Annotated in this window: 19 protein-coding genes; 8 read left to right on the top strand and 11 right to left on the bottom strand. The window is 63.1% G+C overall.

Features of this window, described 5'->3' with window-relative positions; all coding sequences use genetic code 11:
- From LB577_RS29200 to LB577_RS29170, 7 genes are all read right to left on the bottom strand, one after another.
- The coding region (locus LB577_RS29200; protein ID WP_224689926.1) for an ASKHA domain-containing protein at positions 1–2,088 on the bottom strand (2,088 nt) is incomplete at its 3' end.
- Positions 2,039–3,013 carry a methyltetrahydrofolate cobalamin methyltransferase gene (locus LB577_RS29195; protein ID WP_224689925.1) on the bottom strand — a complete coding sequence of 325 codons (975 nt, stop codon included), beginning with the start codon at positions 3,011–3,013 and terminating at the stop codon, positions 2,039–2,041. The genes LB577_RS29200 and LB577_RS29195, both read right to left, overlap by 50 nt.
- Positions 3,014–3,094: 81 nt before the next feature.
- On the bottom strand, positions 3,095–4,186 hold the full coding sequence (locus tag LB577_RS29190; RefSeq protein WP_013894976.1) for a methylenetetrahydrofolate reductase: 1,092 nt from the start codon (positions 4,184–4,186) through the stop codon (positions 3,095–3,097).
- Positions 4,183–4,812 (bottom strand): methylenetetrahydrofolate reductase C-terminal domain-containing protein, encoded by a 630-nt coding sequence (locus LB577_RS29185; RefSeq protein WP_013894977.1) that lies wholly within the window; start codon positions 4,810–4,812, stop codon positions 4,183–4,185. The genes LB577_RS29190 and LB577_RS29185 overlap by 4 nt, the downstream gene beginning before the upstream one ends.
- The gene (locus LB577_RS29180; protein ID WP_112394785.1) at positions 4,805–5,107 is read right to left on the bottom strand and encodes a virulence factor; all 303 of its coding nucleotides are present in this window, start codon (positions 5,105–5,107) and stop codon (positions 4,805–4,807) included. The genes LB577_RS29185 and LB577_RS29180 overlap by 8 nt, the downstream gene beginning before the upstream one ends.
- Positions 5,108–5,412: 305 nt before the next feature.
- Positions 5,413–6,195 carry a formyl transferase gene (locus LB577_RS29175; RefSeq protein ID WP_224689924.1) on the bottom strand — a complete coding sequence of 261 codons (783 nt, stop codon included), beginning with the start codon at positions 6,193–6,195 and terminating at the stop codon, positions 5,413–5,415.
- Between the two features lie 113 nt (positions 6,196–6,308).
- Positions 6,309–6,884: a DUF4893 domain-containing protein gene (locus LB577_RS29170; RefSeq protein WP_224689923.1), complete on the bottom strand. Its 576-nt coding sequence runs from the start codon at positions 6,882–6,884 to the stop codon at positions 6,309–6,311.
- Positions 6,885–7,033: 149 nt separating this feature from the next.
- Here LB577_RS29170 and LB577_RS29165 point away from each other — a divergent pair, with 149 nt between their 5' ends.
- Positions 7,034–7,957, top strand: coding sequence for an NAD-dependent epimerase/dehydratase family protein (locus tag LB577_RS29165; protein WP_224689922.1), 924 nt, complete (start codon positions 7,034–7,036; stop codon positions 7,955–7,957).
- 1 nt (position 7,958) lies between these two features.
- Here LB577_RS29165 and LB577_RS29160 read toward each other — a convergent pair whose 3' ends face one another.
- Positions 7,959–8,603, bottom strand: a complete 645-nt coding sequence (locus tag LB577_RS29160; RefSeq protein ID WP_224689921.1) for a DUF1638 domain-containing protein — start codon at positions 8,601–8,603, stop codon at positions 7,959–7,961.
- Positions 8,604–8,668: 65 nt separating this feature from the next.
- Here LB577_RS29160 and LB577_RS29155 point away from each other — a divergent pair, with 65 nt between their 5' ends.
- A complete protein-coding gene (locus tag LB577_RS29155) occupies positions 8,669–8,803 on the top strand; it encodes an entericidin A/B family lipoprotein (protein ID WP_013894983.1) in 135 nt (44 codons plus the stop codon).
- A 100-nt stretch (positions 8,804–8,903) separates the two neighbouring features.
- Here the strand turns inward: LB577_RS29155 and LB577_RS29150 are convergent, their stop codons facing one another.
- Positions 8,904–9,602 carry a corrinoid protein gene (locus LB577_RS29150; RefSeq protein ID WP_023780418.1) on the bottom strand — a complete coding sequence of 233 codons (699 nt, stop codon included), beginning with the start codon at positions 9,600–9,602 and terminating at the stop codon, positions 8,904–8,906.
- Positions 9,603–9,891: 289 nt separating this feature from the next.
- On the opposite strand from LB577_RS29150, the gene LB577_RS29145 reads away from it, so the two are divergent.
- The 6 genes from LB577_RS29145 to LB577_RS29120 all read left to right on the top strand — a co-directional run bounded on the left by LB577_RS29145 (position 9,892) and on the right by LB577_RS29120 (position 16,356).
- Positions 9,892–11,466, top strand: coding sequence for a trimethylamine methyltransferase family protein (locus LB577_RS29145; RefSeq protein WP_013894985.1), 1,575 nt, complete (start codon positions 9,892–9,894; stop codon positions 11,464–11,466).
- A 97-nt stretch (positions 11,467–11,563) separates the two neighbouring features.
- Positions 11,564–12,244 carry a hypothetical protein gene (locus tag LB577_RS29140; protein WP_224689920.1) on the top strand — a complete coding sequence of 227 codons (681 nt, stop codon included), beginning with the start codon at positions 11,564–11,566 and terminating at the stop codon, positions 12,242–12,244.
- 105 nt (positions 12,245–12,349) lie between these two features.
- Positions 12,350–13,087, top strand: a complete 738-nt coding sequence (locus LB577_RS29135; RefSeq protein WP_224689919.1) for a dienelactone hydrolase family protein — start codon at positions 12,350–12,352, stop codon at positions 13,085–13,087.
- A gap of 68 nt (positions 13,088–13,155) precedes the next feature.
- On the top strand, positions 13,156–13,716 hold the full coding sequence (locus LB577_RS29130) for an RNA polymerase sigma factor (protein ID WP_023780414.1): 561 nt from the start codon (positions 13,156–13,158) through the stop codon (positions 13,714–13,716).
- 2 nt (positions 13,717–13,718) lie between these two features.
- Positions 13,719–15,875 (top strand): VWA domain-containing protein, encoded by a 2,157-nt coding sequence (locus LB577_RS29125; RefSeq protein ID WP_224689918.1) that lies wholly within the window; start codon positions 13,719–13,721, stop codon positions 15,873–15,875.
- 211 nt (positions 15,876–16,086) lie between these two features.
- Positions 16,087–16,356 carry a hypothetical protein gene (locus LB577_RS29120; RefSeq protein ID WP_224689917.1) on the top strand — a complete coding sequence of 90 codons (270 nt, stop codon included), beginning with the start codon at positions 16,087–16,089 and terminating at the stop codon, positions 16,354–16,356.
- 15 nt (positions 16,357–16,371) lie between these two features.
- Here the strand turns inward: LB577_RS29120 and bmt are convergent, their stop codons facing one another.
- Positions 16,372–17,394, bottom strand: a complete 1,023-nt coding sequence (gene bmt, locus LB577_RS29115) for a betaine--homocysteine S-methyltransferase (protein ID WP_023780411.1) — start codon at positions 17,392–17,394, stop codon at positions 16,372–16,374.
- A gap of 116 nt (positions 17,395–17,510) precedes the next feature.
- Complete coding sequence (locus LB577_RS29110) at positions 17,511–18,368, bottom strand: helix-turn-helix domain-containing protein (RefSeq protein ID WP_224689916.1); 858 nt, start codon at positions 18,366–18,368, stop codon at positions 17,511–17,513.
- Between the last annotated feature and the right edge of the window lie 165 nt (positions 18,369–18,533).

Here is an 18,533-nt window from a genome sequence, read left to right as displayed (position 1 = left end):
GCGGGCGACGCCATCCTCGCTGACCGTCTTGCGTGGCGGCAATTTCACCGCCGCCGACAATTTCGGGAACGGATCGACCTTGTTGGGCAGCGCCATGGCATAGACGAAATGCTCCTGAAATTTCGGCTCCAGTGCGGTCTCGATCTTCTCGATCTGGCTCACCGTCTCCTCGATCTCGCGGCGATAGCCGCGATTGAGCAGCGCCATGCGCGCACCGGCGCCGGCGGCGTTGCCGACGGCCGAGACCTTGTCGAGATCGCAATCGGGGATCAGCCCCAGCACCATAGCGTATTTCGGATCTATGAAGGAACCGAAGGCGCCAGCGAAGTGGATGCGGTCGACATGTTCGGTGTTCTGCTTTTCCATCAACAGCTTGGTGCCGGCATAAAGCGCCGCCTTGGCAAGCTGGATGGCGCGCACGTCGGTCTGGGTGATGGTGATCTTGGGTCCATCTTCCTTCGACGCAGAGCCTTCCTTCAGCACATAGGAGAAGGTGCGGCCATTGGCGACGACGCGCGGCGAGCGCGCGGAAAGCGAGCCGTCGACGACGCCGTCCTCGGAAATGATGCCGGCGAGATACATCTCCGCCACGATCTCGATGATGCCGGAGCCGCAGATGCCGGTGACGCCGGTCGCCTGCACGCTGTCGAGGAAGCCCGGTTCGTCGGACCACAGTTCGGAGCCGATGACGCGGTATTTCGGTTCCAGCGTCTCCGGATCGATGCGCACGCGCTCGATGGCGCCCGGTGCGGCACGCTGGCCGCCGGAGATTTCAGCACCCTCGAAGGCGGGACCGGTCGGAGAAGAGGCGGCCACGACCCGCGCGCGGTTGCCGAGCACGATCTCGGCATTGGTGCCGACGTCGACGATCAGCATCATTTCGTCCTGGCGGTGCGGGCCTTCCGACAGCGTCACCGCCGCCGCATCGGCGCCGACATGGCCGGCGATGCAAGGCAGCATGTAGAGCCGGGCGCCCTGGTTGAGTTTCAGGCCGATGTCGGAGGCCTTGATGCGCACCGCTCCGGAGACGGCGAGCGCGAAGGGCGCGCCGCCGAGTTCGGTCGGATCGATGCCGAGGAACAGATGGTGCATGATCGGATTGCCGACGAAGACGGAATCCAGGATGTCGTTGCGCTGGACGTTGCCTTCCGCGCAGACCTTGTCGACAAGGCTGGAGATCGCTTCGCGCACGGCGACCGTCATGCCTTCCCGGCCGTCCGGGTTCATCATCACGTAGGAGACACGGCTCATCAGATCCTCGCCGAAGCGGATCTGCGGGTTCGACGTGCCCGACGAAGCGGCGACACGGCCGGACAGCAACGACACCAGATGCATGGCGATGGTGGTCGAGCCTATATCGCAGGCAAGGCCATAGGCCTCGTTCTTGAGGCCCGGCCACAGTGCGATGACCCGCGCGATGTCGCTGTCGGCATCCTTGTGGATGGCGGCGGTGGCCGTCCAGTTGCCCTTGCGCAGGATGCCCTGCACCTGCGGCAGCAAATAGAAATCGAATTCGAGGTTCTTGAAGCCCCAGTCCTTCATCAGCGCGATCTTGAGCCGATCGAGGTCGCCTGATGGATTGTGCATGTCGGGCTCTTCGATCTCGACATAGCACATGCGGATCGCCGTATCGCGGGCGATCACCCTGGTATCGGCATCCTTGCGGATGGTCTGCGCATTGATGACCGTGTCCTGCGGCACGTCGATGACGAGGTCGCCGAGGATCTGCGCCGAGCAGGAGAGGCGGCGCCGTTCGGGCAGGCCGCGCACGCGCTCGTAGCGCTCTTCCTTGGGACCCTTGGGCGAAATGTGGTCGTTCGACGAGACAATCTTGTGCTTGGCGAAATTGCCTTCCTGCACCTCGACCTGGCAGCGCCCGCACGTGGCGCGTCCGCCGCACACGCTTTCGACATAGACGCCAAGCTGGCGCGCGGCATCCAGAACCGGCGTGCCGACAGGAAACCGCCCGCGCTTGCCCGATGGCATGAACAGCACGAGCGGATCGGTGATGTTTGCAGGTGAATTCACGATTGCGCGCTTATCCCCGGCCCATCCGGGCCTCACGACCGCCACGGCGGCGGCCACCATTGCCGTTGCCTTCGCCCGGCGCATTGACCTGCGTCGGCGCCGCGACCGCATGGCCGCCTTCGGCCGGCTTGTAGTCCTTGTAGGTGCGGATCCAGTTGGTGCAGTTCTCATCGGTGCCGTTCAGCACATTGGCGCCGCGCACGGCTTCCATTTCCTGCGGACGCACCGGGTTCATGATCGCCGAGGTCATGCCGGCGCCGATCACCATCGGGATGAAGGCGGCGTTGATGCCGTGGCGGTGCGGCAGGCCGAACGAGATGTTGGACAGGCCGCAGGTGGTGTTGACCTTGAGTTCCTCACGCAGGCGGCGCAGCAGCGCGAACACCTGGCGGCCGGCATCGCCCAGCGCGCCGATCGGCATGACCAGCGGGTCGACGACCACGTCATGGGCCGGAATACCGAAATCGGCGCAGCGCTGCACGATCTTCTTGGCGACGGCGAAACGCACGTCCGGGTCCATCGAAATGCCGGTCTCGTCATTAGAGATGGCAACGACCGGCACATTGTACTTCTTGATCAGCGGCAGGATGGCTTCGAGCTTTTCCTCCTCGCCGGTGACGGAGTTGACCAGCGGGCGGCCCTTGGCGACCTTGAGCGCCGCCTCGATCGCGGCGGTGACGGAGGAGTCGATCGACAGCGGCAGGTCGACGAGGCCCTGGACGATCTCCAGCGTCTGCACCAGCAGCGCCGGCTCGGTCGCGTTGGGATCGACCGCGGTCACGCCTGCGTTGACGTCGAGCATGGTGGCGCCACAAGCCGCCTGTTCCAGCGCGTCCTTGATGACGGTCTCGAAGTTGCCGGCGATCATCTCGGCGGCGAGCTTCTTGCGGCCGGTCGGGTTGATGCGCTCGCCGATCACGCAGAAGGGCTGGTCGAAGCCGATGATGATTTCTCGTGTCGCCGAGGCGACGATGGTCCGGGTCATGAAATCTCTCCGTCGTGATATAAAGAGTTCTTTATATCGTTATCTCTTCTTGATCAAGCGAATGGTCGCTCTCCGCACGGATCAATGCGCGGTCTTCACCATGTCCACCTGGGTTTCGGTAATCTCGTCGTGCAGGATGTGGTCGAGCCGGTCGGCGACCATCTGGTCGTCACGGCGAATCTCGCGCTTCCAGGGCTGGCGACCCTTGAGCACGCCCGATTCATCGACGATCTCGGCGACGTACTCCTCCTGGCGGTAGGCCATCACATGGATGCCCGAGACGCCGGGGATTTCCTTCACCTCGTTGATGATGTCGGTGCAGAGCTGCTTGCCTTCCTTCTTCTGGTCCTGGGCGCCCTCCAGCCGCTTGATGATGGCATCCGGGATATGGATGCCCGGCACGTTGGAGCGGATCCACTTGGCGGTCTTGGCCGAGGCGAGCGGGCCGACGCCGCACAGGATGAAGACTTTTTCTGTATGCCCCAAGTCCCGCGCCTTCTGCATGAACGTCCTGAACATCGGCACGTCGAAGCAATACTGCGTCTGCACGAATTGCGCGCCGGCGGCGATCTTCTTGCCGAGATGGATCGGGCGGAAATCGAAGGGCGGCGCGAACGGATTGACGGCGGCACCCAGGAACAGCTGCGGCGGCGTGGTGAGCTTGCGGCCGGACAGGAACTTGCCGTTGTCGCGCATGATGCGGCAGGTCTCGAGCAGCGACATGGAATCGAGGTCGAACACCGGCTTGGCGCCGGGCTGGTCGCCGGCCTGGACGCCATCGCCGGTCAGGCACAGCATATTAGCCACGCCCATCGCGGCACCGCCGAGCACGTCGCCCTGGATGGCGATGCGGTTCTTGTCGCGGCAGGCGATCTGCATGATCGGTGCATAGCCCATGCGGGTCAGCAGCGCGCAGATGCCGACCGAGGACATGTGGCAGTTGGCGCCGGACGCATCGACCGCGTTGATGGCGTCGACCCAGCCGTCGAAGATCTTCGCCCTGTTATAGACGTCTTCCGGGTCTGCGCTGTCGGGCGGATTGAGCTCGGTGGTCACCGCGAATTCGCCGCGCCGCAGCACGCGCTCGAGCCGGCCACGCGAGGTGTGGCCGGGCAGGGGGTCGAGCGGCAGGTGAATGCCGGCCGGGTTTTCGTCACGCTGGCGGCCGATCATGCGGCGGCTCCGGTCTTGGCATCTGCGGTTTTGGCATCGGCCGCGGCCTGACGGGCTGCCGCCGCCTGGGCGGTGACGCGCAGCCAGGCCGAGGTTTCGCGCAGCGACTGGTCGACCGGCTTCTGGACGGTCAGGATCTTGTCGGAATTGACCATGTTCTGCGAGCCTTCCCAGGCCTTGACCCAGACGCAGGGCATATCAGGCTCGACCTCGCAATTGCCGTTGGCGCGCACGCCGCCGCAGGGGCCGTTGCGCAACTGCTTGGGGCAGTTCATCGGGCACGACATGCCGGTCGAGGACAATATGCATTGGCCGCACATGCGGCAGTCGAACATGAAGCCTTTTACGCGCTTCTCGACGAACTTGATCGGGGCCTCGACGCGGCCGTAGCCGATGCCTTTCCACAAGGGATGCAGCAGCAGGAACATGTCGGCGAACCTGGAGTAGAACCATTCGAGCAATCGCGAGTGCCGCACAGACCACAATCTAACGGCGAACGAGCGCTGCACGCGCCGCTGCGGCGACACGTCGGCCGGCTTGTAGTCGGATTTCGGCGCTGCCTTCTTGTTGAGCGTGGCTTGGGTAACCGCCGCCCCTTCCTTGTTGACGGGAGTCGTCTCAGACATTTTCTTTGCCGCCCGCTTTCACCAGAGCGACCAGCCGCTCACGGTCATACTTCGCGTCGATATCGTTGAATGCCTTTTCGACCTCGGCTTCGAGGTCGTCGCCGACCGGGATCGGATCGGCCTTGCGCCATTCGGCCAGATAGTCGTCCGTGCCGCCGGCGCCGGTGCGCATGGCGCACATGTCGATCGCCTCGGTGAAGCGCAAAGGCAGCTCACGCTTGGCATTCTGCCGGCCTTTCTTGACGATGACCTGGGCAGGGATGTCGCGCCAGTAGACGACGATCAGATCGGCCATGAATTCTCACTCCCGTAGAGCGCCGTGCCTCCACTTGGATGCACAAAGGACGCTCTACCACTTCAAGTTTGCAGCATCATGCTTTCCGAAGATCGGGTCCGATTTCGGGACGATGCAGCAACTGCGAGCATTGCCGCATGCGCAATGGGGCCGCTTGTTATGGGACGACGCGCGCGCATTCAAAAGCGACGCATTTCAATGTCGTAAAATGAAAGGTGCGTTTATTCGTTTCCGGCACGGGCGACGGCAGGCCCAGCGCGACGGAAAGGCCGGCGTGCGGCAAGTGGCTCGGGGTGAGGAATCCGCTACCAGATGCCGGTTCTGATGCCTGTCCAGACGTAGAACCAGATCGTCGGATGGTACCATTGCCGGGACGGCAGGCCGGGGTCGAAGGTGGCGAGCTTTCCGGCCAGCACGTCGCTGACGGCCTCGACGCAGATGTCGAGCGAGAATGCGGTCTGCCGGAGCGCATAGCTGGAAATGGTGTCGCCCCGCTTGGGCTGGCCGCGCACCTGTTTCAGCACCGCACCGGTGTCGACGCCGGCATCGACCAGATGCACGGTGGTGCCGAAATTCTGGCGATCGCCCGATGTCAGGGCCCAGTAGCCGCCATTCATGCCGCGGTATTTCGGCGTGATGCCGGCGTGATAGTTGAGCACCGGGCAAGGCATCCTGGCCAACATGTCCTTCGACAACAGCCGGCAGCCGTTGAGCAGGACGACGCCAGGCTGGAGCTTCTGGATCGCCTCGAGGCACTCCGGACCGTTGGCCGAGGCAACATGGATGATCTCCTGGTCCCGCCTGGGCTCGGTCTCGAATTTCTCCTCGGCGATCAACCGTGCGGTATGGCTGACGAGGAACCGTTTACCCAGCCTGCTCAGCACCATCGTGCCAAGCTGGCCGATGGCGGAGATCCAGCCTTGGCGACGAGCCCGGCCAATTAGCAATTGCTTTTTGGATTCAGGGGTTTCGAGGACGACGCTTACAGGACCGACGCGGTCCGCGATCGCGTTGATCATGGCCCAGACATGCTGGCCTCCTCCGGTGACGACCACGATCGGACGCGGACTGGACTGCGATGCTGCCATGGATCTTGCCACCCTCCAAGCGACCCGTTCTCGACAATGGGCCGGATGCTAGGCGGGGCGGGTTAATTGTTGGTGTGCTCAAAGCCCGCCAGGCAAGACATGAAAGGACCTGATCAGCGCTTGAATTCGAGGATGTCGAGCTTCGATTCATAGTAGGGGGCTGGAAATTCGATGCGCCATTCGCTGGCGCCGGTGCGGAAGGCATAGCCGACCTGGTCGCTCTGCGGACCGCTGCCGTAAGGCTTTGCCGGATCCTCGTTGACGGTGAAGGAGCCGAGATAGATGGCACGCTTTTCGCCGTCGTCGAAGAAGCGGCCCTTGGTGCGCTGCGAACCGCTCACCTTTTCCAGCCGCCAGCCGGAGCCGTCATCGGTCACCTTGCACTTGAACCAGCCATAGATGACGAGCGCCGACGTTCCGCCCGCCTTGATGGTGCGGCACTGCCAGTTGCCGGTCAGGTCCTTGTCGGAAAAGGACACCAGGGGCTTCGCAACCAAGGCGTCGAGCTGCTTGACCTCGGCCGGGTTGCCGGCCTTCGCCTCGGCAAGTGCCGCCTTGCGCGTCTCGCCATATTTGTCGAGGCGGGCCTTGTCGGCAGGTGTGATCAACTTCTGCACCTCGCCGTCGGCAAGGGCGGGCAGGGTGCAGCAGAGCAGGCCGATGGCGGCGAAAAGGGGACGAAGCATCATCTGGAACTCCCTGGATAAAATGGCAATCGATAAAAATGGCAGTTAATGTCTGGAGCGGTGCTGCTGCCGGCCGATGGCTGACTTTACCGGGTCGCTCGCACCTGTCATCCGTGCTTAACAGCGTCATCGTCAAAAATCATGGTGCGCGCATGCGAATCTTGCTCACGGGGTCATCGGGCTGGCTTGGCAGCGCGCTGGCGCCGCGGCTGCGGGGCCTTGGTCACGAGGTGATAGGTCTTGACCCGGTTCCATCTGTTGAAACGCAGATGATCGGCTCGATCGCCGACCGTGATCTTGTCCTGCGCACGGTCGGTGACAATCGTATCGAAGCCATCATCCACAGCGGCGCGCTGCACAAGCCCAACATAGAAAGCCGCGCCAACAGCGATTTCGTGACGACCAATGTGCAGGGCACGCTGAACCTGCTCGACGCGGCGGTGGCGGCCGGAGTGGAGCGTTTCGTCTTCACCTCGACGACCTCGCTGATGATCTCGCAGGCGATACGCGACGGGTTCAAGGGCGGCGCGCGCAAGGCCGCCTGGCTCAAGGAAGAGATGTCGCCCGAGCCGCGCAACATCTATGGCGTCACCAAGCTTTCGGCCGAACACCTCTGCCGCCTCTATCACCTTCAGCACGGCCTGCCGGTGGTCGTGCTGCGCACGGCCCGCTTCTTTCCCGAAGCCGACGACATGGCGCATGCCATCGAACAGTCTGATGCCAACACCAAGGCGAATGAATTGCTGTTCCGGCGGCTGACCGTCGAAGACGCGGCCGAGGCTCATGTCGCTGCCTTGGAGAAGGCGCCGCAGCTTGGCTTCGATATATTCATCGTCTCGGCGCCGACCCCGTTTCAGCCCGGCGACTGCGACGCGCTGATCAGGGATGCGCCATCGGTCGTCGCGCGCTATTTCCCCGATTTTCCGGCGCTTTACGCGCGAAAGGGCTGGACGATGTTTTCCTCCATCGACCGGGTCTACGATGCGTCGCGGGCGCGGGACAGGCTGGGTTTCGTCTGTAAGACAAGCTTCGCCGATGTGCTGGCGGCGCTGAGGGTGGAAGAGAGTCCGGCTTAGATTAGCGCTGGCGCGGGGCGGCGCCAGCCGCGGCTTGTGCCATTCCGGCCGTCAGGTCGCCATAGCCCGTCGCGCGCCGCTCATAGGCGAGGCCGAGCAGGGCGGCGGCCTTTTCCGCAACCTTGTCGAGCTCCGGATCGTCGGTCTGGGCGAGATAGATCAGCTTCTCGTAATTGCCGAAATAGTCCTTGATCAGCTCCGGGTGCTTGTCGAGGCCGAGCGGCTTCATGAAGAAGGCGTCGAACTGGCGACACAGGAAATCCGTCATGTAGAAGGACATCATGTCGTCGTCGGCGACCTTCGCATAGGCGTCCATGCCTTGGTAGAAGGCGAAGCAATGCGGGCCGTCCATGCGCTCGACGCCGTGCTTCTCGCAGATCCGGTCGAGCAGGCCTCCAGTGCCGCAATCGGCATAGCCGACGAAGATGTGCTTGTGGCCCTCCGCCTTGGCCTTCTCGATCGCCTTGTCCATGGCGGGCGCGATGCGGTCGGGATAGAAATGAAACTCCGCCGGCAGACAGGTCAATTCGAGGTGATCGAGCCCGAGCTGTTCCTTGACGGCCAACACCTCGCGCGCAATCATCCCACAGGCGATGACGAGCAGCCTGTCTTCTTGATTCGGTTTCGTTTTCAGTGTTTTGGCCATGGAACCAGCCGAGCTGGCCTTCGTTGCTGCGGGGTTAAATTTATCTATTGAGGGAGACACCGTCCATGAAACTACTACGCATCGCGCCAATCGCCATTCTTGCCTGTGCGCTGGCCCTCACGGCTTGCGCGAACACTGTCCGCGGCGTCGGCAAGGACGTCAAGTCGACGGCCAGGGCGGTTAAGGACACCGTCAACTGATCGGCAGCCCCGCCCGTCATTTGGGAACAAAAAAGCCGCGCTGCAAGGCGCGGCTCTTTCCATCGGCCATGCCGGCCACTGTTCATGCCGGATTGGCCAATCAGGACGCAGCGCGCACATTGTGCTTGCGCTTCATGTAGTCCTTGGCGGTCTCGACCGCCACGGCGGCATCGCGGCAATAGGCGTCGGCACCGACGGCCTTGCCGAATTCCTCGTTGAGCGGCGCGCCGCCAACCAGCACGACATAGTCGTCGCGGATGCCCTTTTCCTTCATCGTGTCGATGACGACCTTCATGTAGGGCATAGTCGTGGTCAGCAATGCCGACATGCCGATGATATCGGGCTGGTGCTGCTCGATGGCATCGAGATATTTCTCGACCGCATTGTTGATGCCGAGATCGATGACGTCGAAGCCGGCGCCCTCCATCATCATGCCGACCAGGTTCTTGCCGATGTCGTGGATGTCGCCCTTGACGGTGCCGATCACCATCTTGCCCTGCTTGGGCGCGCCGGTGGCGGCCAGCAGCGGACGCAGGATGAACATGCCGGCCTTCATGGCGTTGGCCGACAACAGCACTTCGGGAACGAACAGGATGCCGTCGCGAAAATCCTCGCCGACGATGCGCATGCCTTCGACCAGCGCCTCGGTCAGCACCTTGTAGGGCACCCAGCCGCGCTCGAGCAGGATCCGCGTGCCTTCCTCGATCTCTTCCTTCAGCCCGTCATAGAGATCGTCGTGCATCTGCTGCACCAACTCATCGTCGGAAAGCTCGGAAAGGATGATCTCGTCGTCGGCCATTTGATCCAACTCCTCACGGCATCGCGACCGCGTCGCAAGGCACAATAGATTTGCGTCCATACCTAACCCGCTAGGGGCGGGTATCCATAGCTGATTTGCGACTTCCCGCAAAAGGAAAGCGACTGGAAAATCTATTGGTTTTCTTGTCGATTTTGCGACAGGCGTTGGCGCGGACGGGCCGTTTCGAATAGGGTGCATGGCTACGATCCGGCGAAAGCCGCGCCATGCGGCCGCAACGGCTACGGACCGGTCCATATCGAGGCCCGGCCATATTCAGGGAAGAGCGATCATGAGCGAACACGCGGCAGTCGACCAGGAAGCGTCAAACGCGCGGCGTGGGCGAGGCGCCAGCGGTGGAGCGGCGGCCAGGCGTGCGGCGCGCTCCGGCGGCGGCCCCGGCACGCAGCTCACCTACATCAAGCGCAAGATCAACGTCTATGAGGTGCTCAACGAAGAGGGCCTGGCGCTGATCGAGAAGAACACCGACACGGTGCTGGAAGAGATCGGCATCATCTTCCGCGACGACGCCGAAGCGCTGCAGCTATGGAAAGAGGCCGGCGCCGATGTCAAGGGCGAGCGCGTGCATTTCCCGAAAGGTCTCTGCCGTTCGCTGCTGAAGACCGCGCCGTCCGTCTACACCCAGCATGCCCGCAATTCCGAACGCTCGGTGCAGATCGGCGGCAATGCCACCGTGTTCGCGCCGGTCTACGGCCCGCCCTTCGTGCGCGATCTCGATGGCGTCAGGCGCTATGCCACGATCGAGGATTTCCGGAATTTCGTGAAGCTCGCCTATATGGCGCCGTCGATCCACCATTCGGGCGGCACGGTGTGCGAGCCTGTCGACGTGCCGGTCAACAAGCGCCACCTCGACATGATCTACAGCCACATCAAATATTCCGACAAGCCGTTCATGGGCTCGGTGACCGCGCCGGAGCGCGCCGAGGATACGGTGGCCATGGCCAAGCTCGTGTTCGGCGACGATTTCGTCGAGAACAACACGGTTCTGACCAGCCTGATCAACGCCAACTCGCCGATGGTGTTCGACGAGACCATGCTGGGCGCGCTCAAGGTCTATTCGCGCCACAACCAGGCCTGCATCGTGACGCCGTTCATCCTGGCCGGCGCGATGAGCCCGGTGACGGTTGCCGGCACGCTGACGCAGGTCCTGGCAGAGGTGCTCGCCGGCGCATCGTTCACGCAGCTGATCCGGCCGGGCGCGCCGGTGCTGTTCGGCACATTCGCCTCGTCGATCTCCATGCAGTCGGGCGCGCCGACCTTCGGTACGCCGGAGCCATCGCTGGTCTCCTACGGCGCGGCACAGCTCGCACGCCGCCTCGGCCTGCCGTTCCGCACCGGCGGTTCGCTCTGCGCCTCGAAAATCCCCGACGCGCAGGCGGCCTATGAGAGCGCCAACACGCTGAACTCCACCATCCTGGCCGGCACCAATTTCGTGCTGCATTCGGCCGGCTGGCTCGAAGGCGGGCTGGCGTCCTGCTACGAGAAGTTCATGATGGACATCGACCAGCTCGGCATGACGCAGAAATTCTCCGAGGGCGTCGACCTGTCGGAGAACGGCCAGGCGATGGACGCCATCCGCCAGGTCGGGCCGGGCAGCCACTATCTCGGCTGCGACCACACGCAGGCGAATTTCCAGACCGCCTTCTACCGCTCCAACATCGCCGACAACAATTCCTATGAGCAGTGGCTGGCCGAGGGGGAGAAGACCGCGCCGCAGCGCGCCAACGAACTCGCGCGCCGCTGGCTGGAAAGCTACGAGGCGCCGCATCTCGATCCGAGCATCGACGAGGCGCTGAAAGACTTCATCGCCAAGAAGAAGGGGTCGATGCCCGACGCCTTCACGTGAAAGGAGCCCGAGTCAGGCGGGGCTAAAGTCGCCAACATCATCCACAAGGAAGTCTGGCGGAGCGCGTTCTCCGATCCGGTCAAGAAGGGATGACCTTGTGCGCGGCATGATCGAGAAGATCACGGCCGCGCTTGGCGCCAATGGCCTCATCCTGCGTGGTGGCTTTGCCTTTGCGAAAAGCGACGAGGCACCTGATGGCGTCTCGGGCGCGCCGGCAAAGTCCGTACTGCTGGTGGGGCAGGCGGGTTCGGCCCCCTGGCCGCATTTCCTGCGCTGGCGCAAGCAGCAGCCACAGCAAATCGCCAATCCGCTCGACACCTGGTCGGGCCAGGTCATCGGCGCGGTGGCGGAGGCATTCGGCGCGCGCGCGGTTTCGCCCTCGGACAAGCCTTATTTGCCATTCCAGCAATGGGCAATGCGGGCGGAGGGGCTAAAGCCGTCGCCGCTCGGCATCCTCATGCACCCGCAATACGGGCTTTGGCATGCCTATCGCGGCGCGCTGCTGTTCGAGGACGAGATCGCGCTTCCGGAGCATAATGAGGCGATCCATCTTTGCGATAGCTGTCTCGAGAAACCATGCCTGAAATCCTGTCCGGTCGATGCTTATTCCGCTGAAGGGTTCGCCTACCAGGCCTGTCTGGCGCATGTACGGGGCGCGAATGGCGGGCCGTGCCGCGGCGGCGGCTGCCTGGACCGCAATGCCTGTCCCTATGGCACGTCCTATCGCTATCCTCCCGAAGTCCAGGCCTTCCACATGGCTGCGTTTGCACGCCTGTAGATCCAGGCGGCATGCCGCACGAAATCTTGAATGCGGCGGCTTCGTTGCGCCTTGCCCATCCGCCCGGCGCCGATATGTATCGCTCGACACTCAGCGGAGCAGGCGATGACGAAACAGGACCTTCAGATCAAAACCGGGGATGGCAGTGCCAAGGCAGGGCTGTTCCGCCCGGCGGACGCTTCTCGGGCCAAGGCCGGCGTCGTGCTCTATATGGATGCGTTCGGGCCACGGCTGACGCTCGACGGCATGGCCGAGCGGCTGGCGAACGAAGGTTATGCGGTGCTGGTACCCGACCTGTTCTATCGCAATGCGCCCTACGGGCCCTTCGATGCCAAGACCGCTTTTGCCGTGGAGCATACCAAGACCGCGCTGACGGCGCTGATCAGCGGCACGACGCAGGAGATGACGATCCGCGACAGCGGCGCCTTCCTTGATGCGCTCGCCATGGAGGGCGTCACCGGGCCGGTCGGGACAATCGGCTACTGCATGGGCGGCGCGCGAGCGCTGAACGCGGCCGCGAGCTACCCCGATCGCATCGCCGTGGCAGCGAGCTTCCATGGCGGCAATCTGGCCAGCGACGCCGCCGACAGCCCGCATCGCAAGGCGGCCTCGATCAAGGCTCGTGTCTATGTCGGCACGGCCGGTATCGACAGGAGTTTCCCGCCGGAACAGTCGGGGCGGCTGGAGGAGGCGCTCAGAGCAGCGGAAGTCGACCACACGATCGAGAACTATGTCGGCATGGCGCATGGCTGGTGCGTGCCGGACCACAGCGTCTTTGATGCTGCCGGCGCGGAGCGGCATTGGAAACGGCTGATTACCCTGCTTGCGGAAACGCTGGGCTAGGACCGCGGCCAAAAAATCTTTGCATCACCCCAAGGATCAGCCATTAGCCTTCGTCCTACAGGCAAATGATGGCGATGATGCTGGATGAGAGCGAAGCCTCCGACGCCGAACTGATCGGGCGGGCGAAGGGCGGAGACAGGGGGGCTTTCGGCACATTGCTGGAGCGTCACTACGACTTCGTCTATCGTGCCGCCTATCGCTGGTGCGGCAAGAAGGCGGATGCCGAAGACATCGCCCAGGAAGTCTGCGTGCGGCTCGGCAAGGCGATCCGCGACTATCGCGGCGGCGGCGCCTTCACGACATGGCTCTATTCCGTGACGATGAATGCCGCGCGAGACATGATGCGCAAGACCGCGCGCGAGACGGTCAAGACCGAGGCCTACGGCGTTCATGCGCTGATTTCCGGCGAGGCCTTGGCCGAGAGCGAGGATCCCGCCGAGGCCCTGTGGGCAGCGGTGCGGCAGTTGCCGGACAAGCAGCGCGACGCGGTGCTGCTGGTCTATGGCGAGGGATTGAACCACGCGGCCGCCGCGGAGGCGATGGCGATCTCGGAGACGACGGTTTCCTGGCACATCCATGAAGCGAAGAAACGGCTGAAGACGCTGATGCGTTCGGCCGGGGAAGTGTGACCATGGTCGACGACAACGAACTCAAGAGACTGCGCGATGCAGCAGTACCGGCGCCGGGCGAGAACGCGAAGGCGCGTGCCTTCGAAGCCGCCATGCGGGCCTATGATCAGGAAAATATTTCCGCCGTCACCCAAGGATCGGTCGGCGGTCTTCGTCTCACAGAGCGAGCACAAAAGCTCTGGAGCGAGATCATGCAAAAGAAACTCATTGCCACGCCGGCCCTTGCCGGACTCGTCGCCCTGCCGATCGCCGGATACGCCACCTTCCATCTCCTAAGGGAACAACCGCCTGAATTCGGCAGCGACGAGAAGATCACCGAGACGCTGGCCGACAAGCCGGCGACCGTGAAGCCGTTGGCCAAGCAGGCGCCGGGAGATCAGGCGGTCAACGGGCCGCTCGCAACGAGCTTGCCGGAGAAAGACAAGAAGGCGGACGCGGATGTGGAAAGCCGCGATGCGACGGATGCCCTTGTGGCACCGGCCTCGCCGCCGAAATCCGAACCCACTGTTGCTGGAGGTTTGGCGCAGCAGAATGCGCAGGGACAGGTTGCGCCGGCTGAACCGGCACCGGCGCGGAGCGGCGGCCAGCGAGTAATCATGTCCTTGACGCCACCTCCACAGGCGGATGGCACCACATCGCGGGTCGCACGCATGCCTGCCGCCGAGTCCAAGCTGATGGCGCCGCAACAGCCTGCCACCGCACCGGCCGACCAGATCGCGCCCCAGGAAGAAAACCGCGACCGCGTCCAGGATTTCAAGACCAATCCGGTGCATGCGGCACTGGAGGATCCGGTTTCGACCTTCTCGATCGATGTCGACACCGCATCCTATTCCTTCGTGCGCCGTTCGCTGAAGGAAGGCTTCGTGCCGCAGGCCGACACGGTGCGCGTCGAGGAGATGATCAACTACTTCCCTTATGACTGGAAGGGGCCGGACTCGGCGTCGACGCCGTTCAACTCGACCGTCAGTGTCATGCCGACGCCGTGGAACACGCACACCAAGCTGATGCACGTCGCCATCAAGGGTTTTGACGTCAAGCCGACCGAACAGCCGAAGGCCAATTTGGTGTTCCTGATCGACGTCTCGGGCTCGATGGACGAACCGGACAAGCTGCCGCTGCTCAAGTCGGCGTTCCGGCTGTTGGTCAGCAAGCTGAAGGCTGACGACACCATCTCGATCGTCACCTATGCGGGCGATGCCGGCACCGTGCTGATGCCGACGAAAATTGCCGAGAAGGATAAGATCCTCAATGCCATCGACAATTTGCAACCGGGCGGCTCGACCGCAGGCGAGGCCGGCATCAAGGAAGCCTACAAGCTTGCCCAGCAGTCCTTCATCAAGGACGGCGTCAACCGCGTGATGCTTGCCACCGACGGCGACTTCAATGTCGGCCAGACCGATGATGACGACCTGAAGCGGTTGGTCGAGCAGGAGCGCAAGACCGGGGTTTTTCTGTCGGTGTTCGGTTTTGGCCGCGGCAATCTGAACGACGAGATGATGCAGACCATCGCTCAGAACGGCAACGGCACGGCCGCCTACATCGATACGCTGGCCGAGGCCGAGAAGGTGCTGGTCGAGGATGCCTCCTCGACGCTGTTCACCATCGCCAAGGACGTGAAAATCCAGGTCGAGTTCAATCCAGACAAGGTCTCGGAATACCGGCTGATCGGCTACGAGACCCGGGCGCTGAACCGCGAGGATTTCAACAATGACCGCGTCGATGCCGGTGATATCGGGTCGGGCCACTCGGTCACCGCGATCTACGAGATCACGCCCAAGGGCAGCGGCGGCGAGCAGATCGATCCGCTGCGCTACGGCCAGGCGGGGGTGAACAATGGCGGCGTCGCCAATGCGGACGAATATGCCTTCGTCAAGATCCGCTACAAGCTGCCGAACGAAGACGTCTCGAAGCTGATCACCACGCCGGTGACGTCCGCCAACGAGGTCGCGTCCTTCGACCAGGCCAGCACCGATCAGCGTTTTTCCGTCGCCGTCGCGGCCTTTGGCCAAAAACTGCGCGACGAGGATGCGACCGCGAAGTTCGGTTACGACAAGATCATGGAGATTGCCACCGCCGCCCGAGGAGCCGACCCGTTTGGGTACAGGTCCGAGTTCCTTTCGCTTGTGCGCCTTGCCTCGGCGCTGGGCGGTAACCGGTAGTGGCAATACAGCCGGTTCCTCTCAGACGGGGGTCGTTCTGATACGGGGGAACCGGCTACGGGCGGGTGAGGCAGGCCGGCGAGGGTTCATTCCCTTGCCGGCCTTTTTTTGAATTTTCCCGGATCGTTAAATTGCACTCGATTTCCGGTACCGGATCGCAACTCCCCTCACGTTACATCGGCCATGTCTACGGGGCTTGAGGGAGCCGGAATTGCAGATCAGGACTATCGCCAACTCGACACCGCCGGCACGGGATGCTTCGGCGGTTTCATCAGCCCCATCATCCGAATCCAGACGCATCAGCGATGATGTCGCGCAGGCGCGCAACACCGCCATGTCGGCGCTGACCAACGACCGCTTCCGCGTCATGCTGGAGCAGATCACCGACCCGGCTGCATCCGGCGCGCTGATGACGATGCACGGCGACAATGTGGTTGATTTCAAGTCGGCGCAGTCGAGCTACGCCGACAACAGCGAATAATCGAACCCGACAAAGTCAGGCGCGACTGCGGCGACGCTCGCGGCGGGCTTCGCTGGTCTCGGCGGTGTTTTCCGTCGCCACCTTGTTGCGCATCGGGCCGATGCGCTCGACAATTTTCTCAACTGTCGGACGATCCGCCTTGGTATGCGCATCGAGCGCCTTGCGCATCGCGGCAAGGTGCTGGAACGAGGTGCCGCAGCAGCCGCCAACGATTTTCGCGCCGGCATCGACGGCGAGACGCACATAGTCGGCCATCAGCTCCGGGGTGCCGGAATAGTGGATCTCGGCGCCACGAAATTCGGGGATGCCGCAATTGCCCTTGACGATCACCGTCGCCTCCGGCTTCGCGTCGGTCATGTCGAGCAGCGAGGCGAGGATATCGGAAGCGCCGACGCCGCAATTGGCGCCAACGCCGAGCGGCGATTGCGACAGGCCGTCGGTGACGCCGTGGATGTCTTTCGGCAGCAGGCCCATCATGGTGCGGCCGGCGGTGTCGAACGAGCCGGTGTAGGTATAGGGCAGTCCGACGCGGATCGCCGCTTCGGCGGCGGCGCGGATCTCGTCCGGGGCCGACATCGTTTCGATCCAGGCGACTTCGGCGCCGCCTTCCTTGAGACCCTCGATCTGCTCGGCGAAGGCGTTGACCGCCTCGTCATAGGTCATGGCGCCAAGCGGCATCAGCAATTCGCCGGTCGGGCCGACGGAGCCGGCGACGATCACCTTGCGGCCGGCCTTGTCGGCGACAGCACGGGCGATCTCGGCGGCGCGCTTGTTCAGCGCATGCACACGGTCCTGCGCATGATGCAGTTTCAGCCGGTGGCGGGTGCCGCCGAAGGAGTTGGTCAGGATGATGTCGGCGCCGGCATCGACGAAGTTCTGGTGCAGGCTGGTGATGGTGTCGGGCGCCGTCTCGTTCAGCAGTTCGGGCGCCTCGCCGGCTTCCAGACCCATGGCGAACAAATTGGTGCCGGTGGCGCCATCGGCCAGCAGCACGCCTTTTTCAGCCAGCAGCGCATCGATCGGGTTGGTCGTCGTCATCGGATTGGCTTTCGTGTTTCGAATTCGAATAAGGATATAAAGAAGTCTTTATGTCTAGTCAATGAAATAGCAGTGAGATTGCCGGGGGCGATAGCCTGCCCGCGGCGCCACGATGATCAGAGAGTGCCCGACGGGAACGCCATGCCGGCCAGATTGCGCGCGAAGGCGGCCGCTTCATGCGGGTTGATGTCGGCGGCACGGATCAGATTGTCGAAATGCCGGGTCAGCGCCTGGACCGGCTGCGTGGCGTTCAGCACCACATACATGTCGCCGACATAGATGGCCGCGCGATAGGGGCCGAAGATGGTGAGCGGGATCGAATAGCGCATGCGGCCGTCATAGAGAAACAGGCGGAAGGTCGGGTAGAGATCGTCAAGCAGCGTCGCCATATGGGCGAGCTGCTGCCGGCGGTCGGCCTCCGGAAAGCGGTCCCAGACGCCGAGGCCGCGCGCGAAGATTTCCAGCGTGTGGCGCGGCATGCAGACTTCCATGTCGGTTTCCGGGCGCCGGTTGTATTCGATGCGGTATTGCGTCTCGCTGGCCTGTGCCAGACGGCTCCTGTTGGTGATATTGGCCTCGTAGTCGACCAGCGCACGCGTGCGCAGAAGGTCGGGGATGCCGGCCGGCACGTAGCGGATCTTGGTGCCCGCGGCCTCGGCGAACCACTTGGCGAGCAGCGTGCGGTCGAAACCGTCGGGTGCCTCCTCGATCTCCAGGCTTTCGCGGATTTCACCGGTGACGCCTTCGTCCTGGCTTAAGCCCAGCAGCCAGTCGAGCGACACCTTGAATTCGGCGGCGATGTTGAGCAGCGTCTCGGCCCGCGGCAGGCGCGTCGAGGCGCCCGACATCAGCTGCGACAACGCCGAGCGATCGATGCCGACAGCGTTCGCGAAAGCCGACTGGTTCAGGTCGGAGCGTGTCAGGAGCAGCTTCAGACGCTCCCGAAAGATTGCTGACAGGTCCCGTTTGTCCATCGCTTCGCTCCCCGAATCATGAGGAAAAATTTGCGCCGAAGTGGCCGAACGGGCGTCTCAGGCGTAAATGAATCCGTAATGCTGTTTACAATGTATAACATGTGCGGTTAAAAATGCGCAATCGCAACATCTTGTACACTTTGTCTCGTTGAGTGGAATCACTTC

Origin of the sequence: Mesorhizobium sp. B283B1A, from assembly GCF_020165735.1 — a bacterium.
Lineage (GTDB): Bacteria > Pseudomonadota > Alphaproteobacteria > Rhizobiales > Rhizobiaceae > Mesorhizobium > Mesorhizobium opportunistum.
Note: the sequence above shows the minus strand (reverse complement) of the source record. Positions and strands in the feature narration are given on the sequence as shown.

Bases quoted from the DNA above. Each gene is read 5' to 3' on its own strand.
- LB577_RS29195 (WP_224689925.1), bottom strand. From the start codon at position 3,013: ATGACCCGGACCATCGTCGCCTCGGCGACACGAGAAATCATCATCGGC.
- LB577_RS29190 (WP_013894976.1), bottom strand. From the start codon at position 4,186: ATGATCGGCCGCCAGCGTGACGAAAACCCGGCCGGCATTCACCTGCCG.
- LB577_RS29185 (WP_013894977.1), bottom strand. From the start codon at position 4,812: ATGTCTGAGACGACTCCCGTCAACAAGGAAGGGGCGGCGGTTACCCAA.
- LB577_RS29180 (WP_112394785.1), bottom strand. From the start codon at position 5,107: ATGGCCGATCTGATCGTCGTCTACTGGCGCGACATCCCTGCCCAGGTC.
- LB577_RS29175 (WP_224689924.1), bottom strand. From the start codon at position 6,195: ATGGCAGCATCGCAGTCCAGTCCGCGTCCGATCGTGGTCGTCACCGGA.
- LB577_RS29170 (WP_224689923.1), bottom strand. From the start codon at position 6,884: ATGATGCTTCGTCCCCTTTTCGCCGCCATCGGCCTGCTCTGCTGCACC.
- LB577_RS29165 (WP_224689922.1), top strand. From the start codon at position 7,034: ATGCGAATCTTGCTCACGGGGTCATCGGGCTGGCTTGGCAGCGCGCTG.
- LB577_RS29160 (WP_224689921.1), bottom strand. From the start codon at position 8,603: ATGGCCAAAACACTGAAAACGAAACCGAATCAAGAAGACAGGCTGCTC.
- LB577_RS29155 (WP_013894983.1), top strand. From the start codon at position 8,669: ATGAAACTACTACGCATCGCGCCAATCGCCATTCTTGCCTGTGCGCTG.
- LB577_RS29150 (WP_023780418.1), bottom strand. From the start codon at position 9,602: ATGGCCGACGACGAGATCATCCTTTCCGAGCTTTCCGACGATGAGTTG.
- LB577_RS29145 (WP_013894985.1), top strand. From the start codon at position 9,892: ATGAGCGAACACGCGGCAGTCGACCAGGAAGCGTCAAACGCGCGGCGT.
- LB577_RS29135 (WP_224689919.1), top strand. From the start codon at position 12,350: ATGACGAAACAGGACCTTCAGATCAAAACCGGGGATGGCAGTGCCAAG.
- LB577_RS29130 (WP_023780414.1), top strand. From the start codon at position 13,156: ATGGCGATGATGCTGGATGAGAGCGAAGCCTCCGACGCCGAACTGATC.
- LB577_RS29125 (WP_224689918.1), top strand. From the start codon at position 13,719: ATGGTCGACGACAACGAACTCAAGAGACTGCGCGATGCAGCAGTACCG.
- bmt (WP_023780411.1), bottom strand. From the start codon at position 17,394: ATGACGACGACCAACCCGATCGATGCGCTGCTGGCTGAAAAAGGCGTG.
- LB577_RS29110 (WP_224689916.1), bottom strand. From the start codon at position 18,368: ATGGACAAACGGGACCTGTCAGCAATCTTTCGGGAGCGTCTGAAGCTG.